General features: G+C 51.9%; 19 protein-coding genes. 12 read left to right on the top strand and 7 right to left on the bottom strand.

What is annotated here, in order from left to right; all coding sequences use genetic code 11:
* The first annotated feature begins 23 nt into the window (after window positions 1-23).
* From ACUVOF_RS01105 to ACUVOF_RS01090, 4 genes are all read left to right on the top strand, one after another.
* Entirely contained in the window at window positions 24-1,028 is a 1,005-nt protein-coding gene (locus tag ACUVOF_RS01105; RefSeq protein WP_447042604.1) for a lipid A deacylase LpxR family protein, read from the top strand.
* A 49-nt stretch (window positions 1,029-1,077) separates the two neighbouring features.
* Window positions 1,078-1,398, top strand: a complete 321-nt coding sequence (locus tag ACUVOF_RS01100) for a hypothetical protein (protein ID WP_447042603.1) — start codon at window positions 1,078-1,080, stop codon at window positions 1,396-1,398.
* Between the two features lie 98 nt (window positions 1,399-1,496).
* Entirely contained in the window at window positions 1,497-2,018 is a 522-nt protein-coding gene (locus ACUVOF_RS01095; RefSeq protein ID WP_447042602.1) for a DUF421 domain-containing protein, read from the top strand.
* A gap of 100 nt (window positions 2,019-2,118) precedes the next feature.
* The gene (locus ACUVOF_RS01090) at window positions 2,119-2,433 is read left to right on the top strand and encodes a DUF6693 family protein (protein WP_113270316.1); all 315 of its coding nucleotides are present in this window, start codon (window positions 2,119-2,121) and stop codon (window positions 2,431-2,433) included.
* A gap of 88 nt (window positions 2,434-2,521) precedes the next feature.
* On the opposite strand, the gene yghU is transcribed toward ACUVOF_RS01090, so the two are convergent.
* Window positions 2,522-3,394, bottom strand: coding sequence for a glutathione-dependent disulfide-bond oxidoreductase (gene yghU, locus ACUVOF_RS01085; RefSeq protein WP_447042601.1), 873 nt, complete (start codon window positions 3,392-3,394; stop codon window positions 2,522-2,524).
* Window positions 3,395-3,545: 151 nt separating this feature from the next.
* On the opposite strand from yghU, the gene ACUVOF_RS01080 reads away from it, so the two are divergent.
* Window positions 3,546-4,250 carry an aspartate/glutamate racemase family protein gene (locus ACUVOF_RS01080; RefSeq protein WP_447042600.1) on the top strand — a complete coding sequence of 235 codons (705 nt, stop codon included), beginning with the start codon at window positions 3,546-3,548 and terminating at the stop codon, window positions 4,248-4,250.
* A 4-nt stretch (window positions 4,251-4,254) separates the two neighbouring features.
* Here the strand turns inward: ACUVOF_RS01080 and ACUVOF_RS01075 are convergent, their stop codons facing one another.
* On the bottom strand, window positions 4,255-4,689 hold the full coding sequence (locus ACUVOF_RS01075; RefSeq protein WP_447042599.1) for an organic hydroperoxide resistance protein: 435 nt from the start codon (window positions 4,687-4,689) through the stop codon (window positions 4,255-4,257).
* 134 nt (window positions 4,690-4,823) lie between these two features.
* Entirely contained in the window at window positions 4,824-5,267 is a 444-nt protein-coding gene (locus ACUVOF_RS01070) for a MarR family winged helix-turn-helix transcriptional regulator (RefSeq protein ID WP_113270320.1), read from the bottom strand.
* Between the two features lie 238 nt (window positions 5,268-5,505).
* On the opposite strand from ACUVOF_RS01070, the gene ACUVOF_RS01065 reads away from it, so the two are divergent.
* The 6 genes from ACUVOF_RS01065 to ACUVOF_RS01040 all read left to right on the top strand — a co-directional run bounded on the left by ACUVOF_RS01065 (window position 5,506) and on the right by ACUVOF_RS01040 (window position 11,072).
* Window positions 5,506-6,579, top strand: coding sequence for a TRAP transporter substrate-binding protein (locus ACUVOF_RS01065; protein ID WP_447042598.1), 1,074 nt, complete (start codon window positions 5,506-5,508; stop codon window positions 6,577-6,579).
* 71 nt (window positions 6,580-6,650) lie between these two features.
* On the top strand, window positions 6,651-7,253 hold the full coding sequence (locus ACUVOF_RS01060; protein ID WP_447042597.1) for a TRAP transporter small permease: 603 nt from the start codon (window positions 6,651-6,653) through the stop codon (window positions 7,251-7,253).
* Between the two features lie 2 nt (window positions 7,254-7,255).
* A complete protein-coding gene (locus ACUVOF_RS01055) occupies window positions 7,256-8,536 on the top strand; it encodes a TRAP transporter large permease (protein WP_447042596.1) in 1,281 nt (426 codons plus the stop codon).
* Window positions 8,537-8,549: 13 nt separating this feature from the next.
* Window positions 8,550-9,077 carry a gluconokinase gene (locus ACUVOF_RS01050; protein ID WP_447042595.1) on the top strand — a complete coding sequence of 176 codons (528 nt, stop codon included), beginning with the start codon at window positions 8,550-8,552 and terminating at the stop codon, window positions 9,075-9,077.
* Between the two features lie 79 nt (window positions 9,078-9,156).
* Window positions 9,157-10,152 carry a gluconate operon transcriptional repressor GntR gene (gene gntR / locus ACUVOF_RS01045; RefSeq protein ID WP_447042594.1) on the top strand — a complete coding sequence of 332 codons (996 nt, stop codon included), beginning with the start codon at window positions 9,157-9,159 and terminating at the stop codon, window positions 10,150-10,152.
* A gap of 71 nt (window positions 10,153-10,223) precedes the next feature.
* A complete protein-coding gene (locus tag ACUVOF_RS01040; protein ID WP_447043214.1) occupies window positions 10,224-11,072 on the top strand; it encodes an MOSC domain-containing protein in 849 nt (282 codons plus the stop codon).
* On the opposite strand, the gene ACUVOF_RS01035 is transcribed toward ACUVOF_RS01040, so the two are convergent.
* Window positions 11,026-11,931: a DMT family transporter gene (locus ACUVOF_RS01035; protein WP_447042593.1), complete on the bottom strand. Its 906-nt coding sequence runs from the start codon at window positions 11,929-11,931 to the stop codon at window positions 11,026-11,028. The genes ACUVOF_RS01040 and ACUVOF_RS01035 overlap by 47 nt on opposite strands.
* 238 nt (window positions 11,932-12,169) lie before the next feature.
* On the opposite strand from ACUVOF_RS01035, the gene ACUVOF_RS01030 reads away from it, so the two are divergent.
* Window positions 12,170-12,592, top strand: coding sequence for an OsmC family protein (locus ACUVOF_RS01030; RefSeq protein WP_447042592.1), 423 nt, complete (start codon window positions 12,170-12,172; stop codon window positions 12,590-12,592).
* Between the two features lie 140 nt (window positions 12,593-12,732).
* Here ACUVOF_RS01030 and ACUVOF_RS01025 read toward each other — a convergent pair whose 3' ends face one another.
* From ACUVOF_RS01025 to ACUVOF_RS01015, 3 genes are all read right to left on the bottom strand, one after another.
* Window positions 12,733-13,146, bottom strand: coding sequence for a PRC-barrel domain-containing protein (locus tag ACUVOF_RS01025; protein WP_447042591.1), 414 nt, complete (start codon window positions 13,144-13,146; stop codon window positions 12,733-12,735).
* Between the two features lie 287 nt (window positions 13,147-13,433).
* Window positions 13,434-14,102 carry a 2OG-Fe(II) oxygenase gene (locus ACUVOF_RS01020; RefSeq protein ID WP_447042590.1) on the bottom strand — a complete coding sequence of 223 codons (669 nt, stop codon included), beginning with the start codon at window positions 14,100-14,102 and terminating at the stop codon, window positions 13,434-13,436.
* Complete coding sequence (locus tag ACUVOF_RS01015) at window positions 14,099-14,770, bottom strand: CoA pyrophosphatase (RefSeq protein WP_447042589.1); 672 nt, start codon at window positions 14,768-14,770, stop codon at window positions 14,099-14,101. Before ACUVOF_RS01015 ends, ACUVOF_RS01020 begins: the two co-directional genes overlap by 4 nt.
* Window positions 14,771-14,860: the final 90 nt, after the last annotated feature.

The raw sequence follows: 14,860 nt of genomic DNA, 5'->3' as shown, positions 1-14,860 counted from the left end.
AGGACAATCTCAAGGAATGAGCAATGAAAGGTAACTCCCGTCTACGATACCAGCTGTTCCCGCTGGTAGCCGCTATTAGTCTGGTATTAACTAGTTTGTTGCCAACAGTGGCACAAGCAGACGATAGCGTACTCACAATTAAGCTCGAAAATGATGGTATGGCCAGCAGTGATGATGGCCACTTTACCAGTGGTTTTGAACTTAATTGGGCTTTTGAGCCCGAAGCGAAAAGCTGGACACAGCGCTTGGCCACGGCTATGCCTGATAGCATTATCGGCAGCGCCGATATGGCAGCTTTCCGGTTGGTACACCAGATTTATACGCCCAACAACATCGAAGAGCGTGCGTTAATTGAAAATGATCGCCCCTATGCAGGGATCGTTTACGGCGGCCTTTCGCTTTATGAAGACGTGCCAGTGGGTAATTGGCGCCAAGCGACCGATCTGCATTTAGATATTGGTTTGGTTGGGCCATCGTCGCTTGCCGACAGTATTCAGCGCGAAGTGCATCGCATCACAGATAGTGATCGCCCGAACGGGTGGGATAACCAGCTTGGCGATGAAGCGATAGTGAATGTAACCATGGGGCGCCAATGGTGGCATAGCTCCCCATTTATTGGTAAGCAGTTCGCTCACGGCCCTAGCGTAAGTGCCGCGTTGGGCAACCTCTACACCTATGCAAGCGCGGGGTATAGCATACGCTGGGGCGACGAAGCCCCGGGAATCCCTACGCTGACCCCAAATCCTGGTAGCCGCCACTATATGACAGGCAAAGAGGGGTGGCAGTGGTATCTGTTTGCGAGCGTAGAAGGCTATTATATGGCACAAAACCTGACGCTAGATGGTAATACCTTTAGGGATAGCCACTCGGTTGATCGGAAAGAATGGGTAGGCGATGTTTCAGCAGGACTGGCATTAGCCTGGGAAGATTGGCAGGTCACTTACGCCGCTGTACAGCGCTCACGTGAATTCGACGGCCAGGAAGAGCAGGATAAATTTGGTGCCTTAACGCTATCCAAGCGTTTCTAACTAATTAAGAGGGATTTGAGAGTGTGCGTCTTTCGGGAGGAGTGTCGTGATGACAAATAAACACCCTCACACTCCCGATGGGCGCTATTTCGTTGCCAAAAATCGGCTCTGGCGCTGTACAAACCCACATTTAAGTGAAGATGAGAAGCGCTTTTATATCAAGGCGCTAATGAAGGCCCGCCGATCAGTGAGAACAGCCCAGCAGCAAGGTGATGGTGACGTACTTCGTCAAGCCCGCGACGCGGTACAAACCGCTAAAGAGGCGCTAGGGGAGCGTGGTCCGGTATGGTGGGATGATGAAGCCCCCGATGAAGGCGGCCTTGCCCCCTCTAATAGTACTTACGCTGAGTGGTGGGAAAGCCAGCATTAAGTATCCTCCTTCCGTATACAACAGGATCAGGGCTGCTAGCCTAGGCAGTGAGGTATGTTATGTTTAAATAATGCTGGCGTTTAAGGGAGTATGAGCACATGGAAGCGTATTTTTTTAATGGTTGGGGAAATTTACTCCGTGTTATCGTTGTAGGGATACTGGCTTACGCGGCCCTCATTTTTTTCTTGCGAATATCGGGCAATCGCACGCTTTCGAAGATGAACGCTTTCGATTTGATTGTAACGGTAGCCCTTGGTTCAACCCTGGCCACGGTTCTCTTATCTAAAAACGTAGCATTATCTGAGGGCGCTGTGGCGATGGCGCTACTGATTACTCTTCAGTTCATCATTACTTGGTTCAGCGTACGAACCGCCTGGGTACGTAGGTTAGTGACCGGCGAGCCACTGATGCTGCTTTATCGTGGGGAATTTATTACCACCTCCATGCGAAAAGCACGGGTTACTCAGGATGAAGTTCAGTCAGCTATTCGTGGCAGTGGTATTGCTGATGTGAAGGCTGTGGAAGCCGTGGTACTGGAAACGGATGGTTCCATAAGTGTTATCAAGCAGAATGCAGAGAGCAGCCATTCGAGTTTAGAGGGTGTTCGTGGTCCCCGTTGATGCAGCTCATAGCTCATATGCCTAAGTAATATTAATTTTAACGTTCACGTTTGTGCCTGGCGGTGGTATTCTTCGCCACTGCTAATTTTAAGGACGCAACGTGAATATCAAAGCTGATCTTTCCATCCTCGATATTATTGGCCATCTGATTATTTGGGTGGTACTCAGCATCGTTACTTTTGGTATAGCGCTATTTTTCTTCCCTTATTCGTTTTCGCGGTTTGTGATTAACCGTACTTCGGTAGTGGATGCTGCTGGGGTAGAGCGAAAAATGGTTTGTGATATCAACCTGTTCAGTAACATCGGTCATATTATTCTCTGGATGCTGATTTCGCTGATCACCTTTGGGCTGGGGTATATTTTCTACTTCTACCGAGTATGGAACTATGCTTTGAATAACTCACGGGTTGAGTAGCCTTAGCCTGTAAGCTGTAAGCTGGAAGCTGGAAGCTACCAAGAGCCTACGCTGAGAGATTAAGCGTAGGCTCTTTTTTTTGGGCTACTTACTCACCATCAGCCAGCTTATCCTGGGTTTTATTCGTAAAGTCGCTAGCGTCGTGGCGCTCATGCAACTGCTCGTGAGGCTCGCCCCAGGTACGATTCACCATACGGCCGCGTTTTACGGCGGGACGTTCATCTATCTCTTCGGTCCAGCGTAGGACGTTCTTATAAGTATGGGCTTCCAAGAACTCGGCCGCTTCGTAAACGCGGTTTTTTACCAGCGCGCCGTACCAGGGGTGAATGGCCATATCGGCAATAGTGTACTCATCGCCTGCCATATAGCGGTTTTCTGCCAAGTGACGATCAAGCACATCCAGCTGGCGCTTTACTTCCATGGTGTAGCGATCAATCGGATACTGATACTTTTCCGGCGCGTAGGCGTAAAAATGACCAAAACCGCCACCCAGCATGGGTGCACTGCCCATTTGCCAGAACAGCCAGGAGAGGCACTCCGTGCGCTTCGCTGGCTCGCTGGGTAAGAAAGCGTCAAATTTTTCTGCTAGGTAAAGCAGGATGGCGCCGGATTCAAATACCCGTTGTGGCGGATTGACTGAATGATCCATCAGCGCGGGAATTTTGGAGTTAGGGTTTACCGCTACAAAACCACTGCCGAATTGATCGCCTTCGCCAATTTGGATCAAATGCGCATCGTACTCGGCGCCTGCTATTCCTTTTTCCAACAGCTCTTCGAGCATCACGGTCGCTTTGACACCATTGGGCGTGGCAAGGGAGTAAAGTTGCAGAGGATGTTTGCCTACCGGCAGTGTTTTGTCATGGGTAGGGCCCGCAATCGGGCGATTGATATTGGCAAATTTACCGCCATTGCCAGGCTCCCATTTCCAAACACTGGGTGGGGTATAGGTGTTGTCGCTCATTGTTTCCTCGCTATTACGGTTAACAGTATTGAGGTAATCCTAGCTTTTGTGCGGCTATTCTATGGTTATGGGGATGATGAAAAGGAGCTGCAAGGGTAGGCTGGAGATTAGCCTGTTAATAAAGTAGTTCATTTTCCATAGGGGGTGTCGGATGCGTGTAATTGGCATACTGGGTGGCATGAGTTGGGAGTCGACTCAAGGGTATTACCGAGCTTTAAACGAAGGCGTTAAAGCAGCGCTAGGCGGCTTTCATTCGGCCAATATTGTGATGGTGAGTGTTGATTTTGCCGAGATTGAGGCGATGCAACAGCAGGGAGATTGGCAGGCAGCCGGTGATCTGCTGGCCCGCGCCGCCCAACGTGTGGAGCGTGCGGGTGCTGAGTGCCTGCTAATTGCCACTAACACTATGCATAAAGTGGCGCCCGCTGTTGAGCAGGCTATTGCGATTCCGCTACTGCATATTGCTGATGCCACTGCTGAGCAACTAAAGGCCGATGGGATCACTCGGGTGGGCCTATTAGGTACACGCTTCACCATGGAGCAGGACTTTTATATTGGTCGGCTAGAAGAGCAATTCAGCATTGAGGTGGTCGTGCCCGACCGGGCTGAGCGCGACATTGTTCACCGGGTGATTTTCGAGGAACTCTGCCAGGGGCGCATTGAAGAGGGCTCCCGCCAGCGCTATTTGGCGATCATTGATTCTCTCTATGCTCAAGGTGCTCAGGCGGTGATTCTAGGCTGTACCGAAATCGCCATGCTAGTAAGCCAACAAGATACCGCTGTGCCGCTATATGACACCACCGCGTTGCATGCACAGAAAGCGGTGGCGTGGGCACTAACTGATTCGTCTAGTTAATGGGCTAGACCAGCGTCAGGGTGACATTAATATTGCCACGGGTGGCGTTGGAGTAGGGGCAAACGGTATGGGCTTTATCAACCAGCTGCTGAGCGACATCTTGCTCCAGGCCGGGAAGGCTGATTTTTAGTTCGACCTCGATACCGAATCCAGTAGGAATGGCGCCGATACCGACATGGCCATCGATTTTTGTCTCGGGGGGAAGCTTTACTTTTTCCTGGCTTGCCACGTGCTTAAGAGCCCCTAAAAAGCAGGCCGAGTAGCCCGCCGCGAAGAGCTGCTCTGGGTTAGTGCCATCACCGCCCGCGCCCCCCAGCTCTTTTGGTGTGCTGAGTTTTACATCCAGTGCGCCATCAGATGATTTAGCTTGGCCTTCGCGGCCACCTGTAGCGGTAGCATGGGCGCGATAAATGACTTTCTCGATAGTGGTTGTCGTCATGTCATATCTCCTGTCAGTGTTTTTAATTCAATGCTGTTAATCATGTGTTTGCGCTTTAAATTTAGCGCAGCTTTATTTTGTGCGCAATATAAATAGGTAATTAAATGTGAACCCCTTTGCAACAAAGCGAAGGGCTACTGACTTTTTTGCAAGCTATCGCGTAGTCGGACTAGATCCTCTTTCAGCGTCGTCAGCGCCTCGATTGACTGCTCGCTGGCATGCACTACGCAGCTAGGGATGTGATAGGCCTGTTCACGCAACGCTTTTCCTTTATCGGTAAGGTAAAGCTCTACGACACGTTCGTCCTGGTGACTGCGTTTACGATTCAATAATTGATCGGCTTCAAGGCGTTTAAGCAGCGGCGTAAGCGAACCTGGATCGGTCAGTAAACGCTTACTCATTGCCCCAACTGTAATGCCGTCATTTTGCCACAATACCAGCATGGCAAGGTATTGCGGGTAAGTAAGCCCCAACTCCTTAAGTAGCGGTTTATACACCTTGGTCATCATCAACGACGTTGAATAGAGCGCAAAGCAGAGCTGTTGATCGAGTTCTAGTTCACTGCAAGATGGTTGCACAAGTAGGGGTGCTCCAAAACGAAATACGTAGGCTAATGTAGCGTGATGACGTGTCAGTGGCTAGATCTAGACGTTGGTCGTAAATTGGCAGTTTTGTTTTGACACGCTTCAGACAGGTCGATAGCCTTCGCTTATTGAATGTTACCGGTAACAATTTGCCGTTCATTGAAGCAGCCACTAACGACTCAGCTATTAACAACCCAGTCATTTACAACAATGAGTATTTGGAGATAACGCTATGACACCTATTTGGCGCAACACACTGACCTTAGTCGGCGCGACCACGCTGACATTGGGTATGGCTCATGCTCAAAGTCCTGAACTTTCTGACCCACCGGAAATTGAAGGTGAGGTGGTGGGAGACCATGGCTCACATACCCTACGCATGGGCATTGGCCTTGCTGAAAGTTCGCCACAGTACCTATCCAGCCAATACTTTGGTGAAATCCTGGAGCAGCGGACCGACGGCCGTATTACCGTTAATGTGTTCCCTAACAGCCAGTTAGGCGACGACGTGCAGATGATGGAAATGCTGCAAACCGGCACGCTGGATATGACCTACCCGTCTAGCTCCGCGACCACTGGCTACGTTGAAGAGCTGGCTGCTTTCGACCTGCCATTCCTGCTGCCTAGTCGTGAAGCAGCCGTTGCTGTAATGCAAAGCGATGTGGCTCAGAACATGCTGGACGCCTTTGATGGTACCGGTCTAAAAGCCTTGGCCTTCTCTGAAAATGGCTATCGTCAGCTTTCTAACAGCGCTCGCCCGGTGGCTAGTCCTGAGGATGTTGCAGGAATGGACGTGCGTGGTTTAAGCGTGCGCACCATGGAAAACCCGGTGCACCTAGCGATATGGGAAGCCCTCGGCGCCAACCCTACGCCGATGGCATTCGGTGAACTGTTCTCTGCGATGGAGCAGGGTGTCGTTGATGGCCAGGAAAACCCTTGGAGCACCATTCTGACTTCTAACTTCCACGAAGTGCAGGATTACGGCACCGAAACACGTCACGTCTACACGCCGTTCATCATGATGCTTTCCGAGCGTACCTGGGAGCGTATGGCGCCTGAGTATCAGGAGCTTGTACTAGAAGCTGCGCGTCAGTCTGCTGAATACGAAATTCAGCTGTCCGCTGAGTACGATGATTGGTCACGCGACCAGCTAGCAGAGCGCGGTATGGAAATTACCCGCTTGGACGACGAACAGTTAGCCGCTTTCCAAGAGGCTGTTCAGCCGGTATATGACGAGTGGGCGCCGCGTATTGGCGAAGACTTGATCGCCGACATTCAGCAAATTGTTGAAGAGAGCAGCAACTAAACCTTACGTTTAGCGCCACCGTCGGGCAGGCCTTCGCGCCTGCCCGACGTGTCAGTGCCCCTGGAGTTCTTATGTCACTCTCCTCTACACCGCCTAATCCCTCTCATAAGCCCACGCCGATTGAAGACCCATCGGTGTATCTTGACGACCCCAACCGCAAGCTATTAGAGATCGATACCGATACCCGCCAAGGCCCGGCGCTGTTCCGCTGGCTTACTTTAGGTATGGAGTATTTGATCGGGGCTATTTTAGTTGCGTTGATTGTGTCTGTTTCCTGCAACGTGGTGGGGCGTGCGCTCTTTAATCATTCGCTGCCATGGGCGGATGAGCTAGCACGCATGCTGTTTATTTGGCTGGTATTTATCGGCGCTGCGGCGGCGTTTTCCCGCTACGAGCACATTGCGGTTGATGCGCTGGTGCGGCGCCTGCCGCTGCGCTTGGCGCATATGCTTTATATGCTGCAGCACCTGATTATTATCTGCTTGATGGGGGTAATGATTTGGGGTGGATACCAAGTGCTGGCGCGCTCTAGTGGGCGTTCGGCGATTATGGATGTGCCGCTGAGCTTTATCAGTCTTTCGCTAGTGCTATGCGTTATCTTTATTGCGGCAGTATCGACTTGGCGGATGTGGGTCAGCCTAAATGTTATTCGCCACCCTGAGCGGGAGCGCTAATCATGCTATGGATTTTCCTGGTTATTTTGTTGGTCTCTATCATTATTGGGCTGCCCATCGCCTTTGGCCTAGGCGTTGCAGCGTTAGTGATGGCAGTGCTCTCGGATATTCCGCTATCGATAATGATCGAGCAGTCCATCCGCGGGGTAAACAGCTTTCCATTGCTGGCGATTCCGTTCTTTATTTTAGTCGGTGAGGTGATGAGCAATGGCGGTATCGCTCGTCGCTTGATGGAACTGGCGGGCGCGCTAGTCGGCTTTATGCGCGGCGGGCTAGGGCAGGTTGCTATCACCGGCTCTATGTTCTTCGGCGGCATTAGTGGTTCGGCAGTTGCTGATACGGCTGCCACCGGTGCAATGATGATTCCCTCCATGAAAGAACAGGGCTATACCGCAGCCAATGCCACTGCGATTAATACCGTGTCCTCGGTGATCGGGATCATTATTCCGCCGTCAATTCCTCTGATTCTCTACGGCATCGTTACCGAAACTTCGATTAGTCGCCTGTTTATCGCGGGCATTATTCCGGGCCTTTTGATTGGCTTTGCACTCATGGTGACGACCTATATTCTTGCCAAAAAGAATGGTGGCGGCGTACGTCAGTTCCGCTGGGATCGCCTCTGGAAAGCCTTCAAAGATGCCTGGCTTGCGCTGGTGTTACCGGTGATTGTGATTGGCGGCATTATCGGCGGTGTTTTTACCGCGACCGAAGCGGCCGTAGCGGCATTGCTCTATGCGCTGGCTATTTCGCTGGTGGTCTATCGCGAATTCAAGCTTAAAGAGCTGGGCGGTATGCTAATTCGCACAGCGCGTTTGACCGGTATGGTGATGATGCTGCTAGCGTTTGCGACGGTAATTGCCTGGTTCCTTACCATCAATATGGTGCCGCAAACCTTGGTCAGCCAAGTGCAGGCGATCACTCAGGATCCCTTCCTGCTGCTATTGATCGTGGCCTTCTTGTTGCTGTTGGTGGGGTTTGTGATGGACTTGACCCCAGCGATGGTCATTATGGCGCCGATGCTGGCACCCATTGTCACCTCGGTGGGTGTTGATGCGGCATACTTCGGTGTGCTGATGGCGTTTGTATTGGGCATTGGGTTGTTAACACCGCCTGTGGGTACCTGTCTTTATGTCGGCTGCGGGGTGGGTAAGGTCTCTATGGAGTCGTTGGTCAAAGCCATGCTGCCTTACTACGCGGCGCTGTTGGTGGTATTAGTGATTTTGATTGCCTTCCCAGGCATTGTCACTTGGCTGCCGGACCTCACCGCTGTACGCGGCAATTAATAGGAGAGCCTCTGTGAAGACCCTCTCGCATCGTATTTTAGTGATGGGCGTGTCCGGTTCAGGAAAGTCGCATATTGGCCGGCAACTGGCGCTCACCATGGGGGCGACATTTATCGATGGCGATGATCATCACTCGCCCGCCAATGTGGCCAAGATGGCGAGTGGCACTCCGCTCAATGATGACGACCGGCGCGAGTGGCTGGATACGCTGGCGGCACTATTCGCCGAGTACCGAGCACGGGATGCGTCGTTGGTGATTGCTTGCTCTGGATTAAAAAAACGTTACCGAGAGCAGCTTCGCCAAGGTGACCCAGCACTGAATATTCTCTATTTAGAGGGCACACGCGAGCTTCTGCTGCAGCGCCTAGAGGCCCGGGCAGGCCACTTCTTTAAGGGCGATACCATGTTAGCCAGCCAACTGGCCGACTTGGAACCCCCCGGTGAAGAGGAGGCGTTTAACGCCTCCATTACCTTGTCGCCTAACCAAATCGTTAATCAATTTGCTGCCACGCTGCGATTAACCAGCCGTACGCTACGTTAAAGAAAGGAGTAGGCATGGGGGCCACCCATTGGGTAGGGTAGGCCTCAATGCACCCTCGTTGCACAAGGCAGTCACTCTCTTGAAGAAAAAACGCCCTACCTTACAGGATATTGCCGACCACGTAGGGGCTACCAAGATGACGGTAAGCCGCTGTCTGCGCGACCCAGAAACGGTCTCGGAAGGTCTACGTGAACGCATCTTCTCGATTGCCGAACAGATAGGCTATATCCCCAATCGCGCGCCTGATTTACTCTCCAGGGCGACCAGCCATTCGATAGGCGTGCTGGTGCCGTCGCTCACTAACCAAGTATTTGCCGATGTAATTGTAGGGATCGAGACGCTAACGGAGCCGGCCGGTTATCACCTGATGCTCTCTCACTATGGTTATAGTCCCGAGCTTGAAGAGCGCAGCTTGGCCTCGTTGCTTTCCTATAACGTTGATGGGGTCATCCTTTCTGACCGCGACCATACGCCACGCAGCCTGCGTATGCTGGAAACCGCCGGTATTCCGATTGTGGAGATCATGGACACCCACCGCCCTCCGCTACAGCAGGCGGTGGGTTACGACAACGTTCAAGCCGCCTACGACATGGTGAGCGAGATGATCATACGCGGGCGACGCCAGGTGATTTATCTGGCGGTGCGTTTGGATGAGCGTACCCGGCAGCGCGAACTGGGCTACCGCCGCGCGATGGAAGAGCACGGCTTAACCCCCGTTACCCTGCAAAGCACCCAGCGCTCGTCATACAGCGTGGGGGCCGCTTTACTTCAGCAGGTAATAACGGATTACCCCGCCGCGGATGGCCTATTCTGCACCAATGATGATGTGGCGGTAGGTGCTTACTTTGAGTGCCAGCGACGCAACATTGATGTGCCTGGGCGCATGGCCTTGGCGGGCTTTCATGGCCACGATGTAGGCCATGTGATGACGCCACGACTAGCCAGCGTGGTTACCCCGCGTCAAGCCATCGGTGAAGCGGCAGCGGGGGAGCTGTTGGCGCGACTTCGCGGTGAGTCGCTGAACCAAACAGTAATTGACTTGGGCTATCGTATCGAAACAGGCATGACGCTATAGAGCATGTTATCGAGTAGCCGCTAGCGGCGTAAATGACTAAAGTAGCCTTTTACATTTATCGCGAGGCCGCCGTGCAGATTACTCAACTTAACATCTATCCCGTTAAATCATTAAAAGGCATCAGCGTTACCCGCAGTGAGCTGCAAGAGCACGGTCTTGCTTGGGATCGTCGTTGGATGCTTGTGGACACCCATCAGCGTTTTGTGACCCAGCGTCAACTGCCGGCGCTTGCCACTATTGAGGTTGCGCTGACTGAGGAATCCCTAGTCCTGTCGCATCATGATGTCGAACCGCTAAGCATTCCGTTGGCTGAGCCTCAAGGGAATCTGCGCCTCGTCAGCGTATGGGATGACCACTGTAAAGCGTTGCCTGAAGGTAAAAACGTAACGCGTTGGCTAGAGGCTGCATTGGGCGAACAGGCTCAAGGGTTAAGCTTGGTGCGCTTTGCCACCGAGTTTACCCGGGCGGTGGAACAAGATTTTCTTGATGGCGGTTCGGCACATACCTATTTTGCTGATGGCTATCCTTTTTTAATTGCTACCACGGGTTCGTTAGATGCACTGAATCAAGCGTTAGTGGCAAAAGGGCAAACCCCTGTGCCTATGAACCGCTTTCGACCCAATATTGTCGTTGAGAGCAACGAGGCATGGGCTGAAGACCGCTGGGTAACGCTCAATGAGCAAAACGGCGCTTTTCAGCTCGCGCTGCGTAAGCCCTGTAAGCGGTGCAAGATCACGACGATTGACCAGCACACGGCGGCAGTGCCTGCCCCTGCGGAACCGTTAAAGACCTTAGTTGAACTCAATACACAGCCCTCCTTGAAAGGTGCGTATTTTGGTCAAAATGCCACGTTAATTGCTGGCGTTGGCAGTGTTATTCGTGTGGGGGATAGGCTGGTGGCAGCGTCCCGCGGCGTTTAACGCGCAGTAATTTTGTCGCAATAGCCGTGCCGATCAGCGTAATTACCATGCCGACAATAATTTGCAGGTTGAGTGTTTCGCCGAGCAGCAGGTAACCCCAGATAAGTGCGCTCACCGGCACCAAAAAAGTCACTGTTGACGTTGCGGTAGCGCCCGCGCTGGCGAGTAAGCCAAAGTAGAGTAGAAAGGCAAGTGTGGTGCTGAGTGCGGCGAGTGCCAGAGCGTTTCCCCACGCTAAAGGGCTGATGGGATCGCTTGGCCATAGCAAAATACCGGGAATCAGCAGCACCAGCGCCGACATGGCACTACTGCCAGCGGCTAGCACACGCGTTGGCAGATGGCCGAGGCGTGTTTTGGAATAGTTGCCCGCAATCCCATAGCAAAAGGTTGCTGCTAAGACGGCTAAAATAAACCAGCCATCGCCACCCAGCGCAAAATCAAGTCGATCCGCAGAGAGCACATAAACACCTACTAGTGCCAGGGCGAGGCCTAAGTATTGCTGGCGCTGGATGGCGGTCGCGAAAAATAGGGCGCCAATCAGTGCGGTAAAAATCGGCGTCGTAGCGTTAATCAATGACGTAAAGCCCGCTTCAAGGCGCGTGGTAGCGAGCGCAAGTAACGAAAAAGGCAGTACATGATTAACTATGCCCAAGAATAATAGCGGTCCCTTATGCTGCCAGATGAGTCGCAGATAGTGCAGGCTCATAAGCAGTGGCGTTAGCAGTAGTGCGCCAATTCCCATGCGCACCAGCACTAACGGCACCGCGCCAAATTCGGGGGCGGCCACGCGCATAAAAATAAACGACAAGCCCCAGAGTGAAGAGAGCAGTATCAAGCGCAGCGTGTCAGCCGACGACATGGTGGGGTCCTTAAGGGCTAATAAGTATGATAACGAGGAAGCCCGTTAGCTTACGGCTGAACTGAGGTCGATGGAAGCTTTAGAGTGTGTTGGCTCGGCAGAACGAAAGAAAATCAGCTACGCTGGTTAAGGGTCTGGACGGCAATTGCCGCTAGGCTATGTTTGACATCACGCCTAGGGTTTGACAACACGTCTAGGTTTATTGGCATACAAGGTTATTTGCACACAAGGAGTTGTTATGGATCGTACAGCTAGCGCACGTTGGGAAGGTGGTCTTAAGGATGGTAAAGGCACCGTTTCAACCGAAAGTGGCGTTTTAGATGCCAAGTACTCCTTCAGCAAGCGCTTTGAGGATGAAAAAGGCACTAACCCTGAGGAGCTGATTGGTGCAGCGCACGCCAGCTGTTTCTCAATGGCGCTCTCAATGATTTTGGGTGATAAAGGCTATACCGCCGATTCTATCGAAACCAGCGCCAAGGTGACTCTTTCCCAGAGCGATGCAGGGTTTGATATTTCGAAAATTCATCTGGACGTTGTCGCTGCGATCAGTGGCGCCGACGAAGCTGCTTTCCAGGAGGCGGCAGAAACGGCCAAAGCTAATTGCCCCGTTTCCAAAGTTCTTAATGCTGAGATTAGCATGACCGCTAAATTAAAAGCCTGATTTAATTAATACACGGGTCCACATATAGCCATTATGTGTGGATCTTTATTGATTTTAAGTGGTGAATTGAAGGTAATAAAAAAGCCTTGGCAAATGCCAAGGCTTTTATGCAGCTAATCTTTTATATAGCTAGCCGACGCTCATTGTTCGCGGTTATATGCTTCAGCTGCTTCAAGCGCATCTTGTGAAGCGTTAACGGTAATGACGTAGTCTTCGCCATTTTCATGTTTGGTCAGTTCAAGTGAATCCCATTCGATGGCGACGTTTTTCTCGCCCATTCCTAGGAAGCCACCAACACCTACAACAACGGCATTGATTTGCCCATCTTCATCAATGACAAGGTCAGTGATGGTGCCAATATCTTCGTCATCTTCGACGCTGCTTTTGACTTGGTTACCGGTCAGAGCATCTGAATGGAAAGTGCCTTCTGGCGTATCCGTCAGGTAAGTCGCTTCCATGGTGGTGGTATTCTCTTCGGCATTTACCGCGCCTGCAGCAAACATAACAGCCGGCACCATGAGAGAACCTAGAATAGCGGGTTTGATCATTTTCATTTTTACTTGCTCCTTGCGATTTTATTGGGCCTTAACGATTCCGCGTAACAGCCCGAATAAATCAATAGCGTCGGTATTAGTTGCCGATTAAATAAGTGATGGCAACACCTGCACTATTACTCCTGATTGTGTTAATTACGATTAAGTAATTAACGCCGTATTGCGCCTTTCTTCGCAAATACAAACATAGATTAGTCGCTGTGTTCAAAAATGCAACTTCTTAACTATTTGTGTTTAATTAATTTAGCGTAGTTGAAAGTAGCTGAAAGTAGTTGAAAATCGTGTCGCTAGCGCGCTGGATCAAGCACGCCACCCAGTGACGCATTGCGTCTAAACCAGCCTGCTATGCTGGTCCGGGGGTAACGTGTGGGCAGCACTTCATGGGGAATGGACTCTGAAAGGAAGCAGGCAAACGTACCTGCCTCTGGCACTACGCGGGCAACCTCCTGGCTTGGATCATCTGGGTGATAGATGACCATCTCCCCACCACCGTCGCTTGGCCAGTGGGGGGTTAAATAACCGACAGTGGAGATGACGCGGTTAGCGCGCCCGCGAAAACTATCCAGATGACGCTGATAAAAAGCCCCAGGGGGGTAGTGGGCAAAGTGAGCTTCGTACTCAAATAAACCCAAAAACAGCGCGTGATTAAGCGCCTGCTGTAATTCGCTCATGGCGTCTAAATAGCGCCGCTGGGCAGCGCTTTCACGATCAAGCCAGTGGATCGCATCGCCTCGAATATCTTTACGTAGCAGGTGCTGCTGGCCTCGGCCAATGCCCGCTTCGTCTAAGCCTTGATAGGCCGCTCGATGCAAAATTTCGTGATTCAGTGCATCACAAAGTGCAAGATCAATTACCTCTCGTCCGACATACCAGCCCTGTTCAACCAGCGCATCGACAAGGTTGGCTGGCGTTGCTGGGTGCAGCGCAGATGACAAGGTAGCAACAGAAGGGGTCATTTGTTGGACCTCGTTGACGCTGGGTGGGAAGCGCTCTTGGAGGATTGAGAGAGACGGCTGTTACGTTCAGGGTGGTGGCGAAGCAGGCCGAGGGGGCGTTGATACAAATCGATCGGCATACCAAAACCTTCAGTCAGTAGTTCCACTAGCATCATTGCCGATAACCCCCAGATGACATGGCCATCGACATGATAGCTGGGAACATAGTGGGCAACCCCATCCACCGTAATTACATCGGTATGTGTGCGGTGGTCGTCGAGAAAATGGCTTAACGGGACTTCAAAAATAGCATCTAACTCCCCTGGGTCAGCGACCAAAGGTAAATCAGGCGGAATAATACCTACCCAGGGAGTCACGCGTATTCCATGCAGTGAAATGACATCTGACAGACGTCCCAGGGGTTGCACTAGACCGGGGTCAAGGGCAATCTCCTCTTCAGCCTCGCGTAGCGCTGTGGCGTAAAGATCCGTATCAAAAGGCTCGCGCTTGCCACCTGGAAATGCCACTTGACCACTGTGTGTGGCTAAATGGCTGGCGCGGCGAGTAAACAGCAAGGTAGGCGCAGGGCGCTCAACAATCGGCAACAGTACCGCGGCCTCGGGCATCACGATGTGGTCCAAGCGTTGAGGAGTAAGCTGTTGCAGCTGTTTACGCAGTTTCTCTAACATGGGGCATCCCGTTACTTTGTTCTCTTTTACCCAGCAGCGGTCGTTAACGTCAAGCGCGTTGAGGCTTCTATCCACCAGCCGTTGAGAATA

Source organism: Vreelandella sp. H-I2, from assembly GCF_052959335.1.
Note: the sequence above shows the minus strand (reverse complement) of the source record. Positions and strands in the feature narration are given on the sequence as shown.

Excerpts from the sequence above, each read along its gene's own strand:
- ACUVOF_RS01105 (WP_447042604.1), top strand. The coding sequence starts at position 24 with ATGAAAGGTAACTCCCGTCTACGATACCAGCTGTTCCCGCTGGTAGCC.
- ACUVOF_RS01100 (WP_447042603.1), top strand. The coding sequence starts at position 1,078 with ATGACAAATAAACACCCTCACACTCCCGATGGGCGCTATTTCGTTGCC.
- ACUVOF_RS01095 (WP_447042602.1), top strand. The coding sequence starts at position 1,497 with ATGGAAGCGTATTTTTTTAATGGTTGGGGAAATTTACTCCGTGTTATC.
- yghU (WP_447042601.1), bottom strand. The coding sequence starts at position 3,394 with ATGAGCGACAACACCTATACCCCACCCAGTGTTTGGAAATGGGAGCCT.
- ACUVOF_RS01080 (WP_447042600.1), top strand. The coding sequence starts at position 3,546 with ATGCGTGTAATTGGCATACTGGGTGGCATGAGTTGGGAGTCGACTCAA.
- ACUVOF_RS01075 (WP_447042599.1), bottom strand. The coding sequence starts at position 4,689 with ATGACGACAACCACTATCGAGAAAGTCATTTATCGCGCCCATGCTACC.
- ACUVOF_RS01065 (WP_447042598.1), top strand. The coding sequence starts at position 5,506 with ATGACACCTATTTGGCGCAACACACTGACCTTAGTCGGCGCGACCACG.
- ACUVOF_RS01060 (WP_447042597.1), top strand. The coding sequence starts at position 6,651 with ATGTCACTCTCCTCTACACCGCCTAATCCCTCTCATAAGCCCACGCCG.
- ACUVOF_RS01055 (WP_447042596.1), top strand. The coding sequence starts at position 7,256 with ATGCTATGGATTTTCCTGGTTATTTTGTTGGTCTCTATCATTATTGGG.
- ACUVOF_RS01035 (WP_447042593.1), bottom strand. The coding sequence starts at position 11,931 with ATGTCGTCGGCTGACACGCTGCGCTTGATACTGCTCTCTTCACTCTGG.
- ACUVOF_RS01030 (WP_447042592.1), top strand. The coding sequence starts at position 12,170 with ATGGATCGTACAGCTAGCGCACGTTGGGAAGGTGGTCTTAAGGATGGT.
- ACUVOF_RS01025 (WP_447042591.1), bottom strand. The coding sequence starts at position 13,146 with ATGAAAATGATCAAACCCGCTATTCTAGGTTCTCTCATGGTGCCGGCT.
- ACUVOF_RS01020 (WP_447042590.1), bottom strand. The coding sequence starts at position 14,102 with ATGACCCCTTCTGTTGCTACCTTGTCATCTGCGCTGCACCCAGCAACG.
- ACUVOF_RS01015 (WP_447042589.1), bottom strand. The coding sequence starts at position 14,770 with ATGTTAGAGAAACTGCGTAAACAGCTGCAACAGCTTACTCCTCAACGC.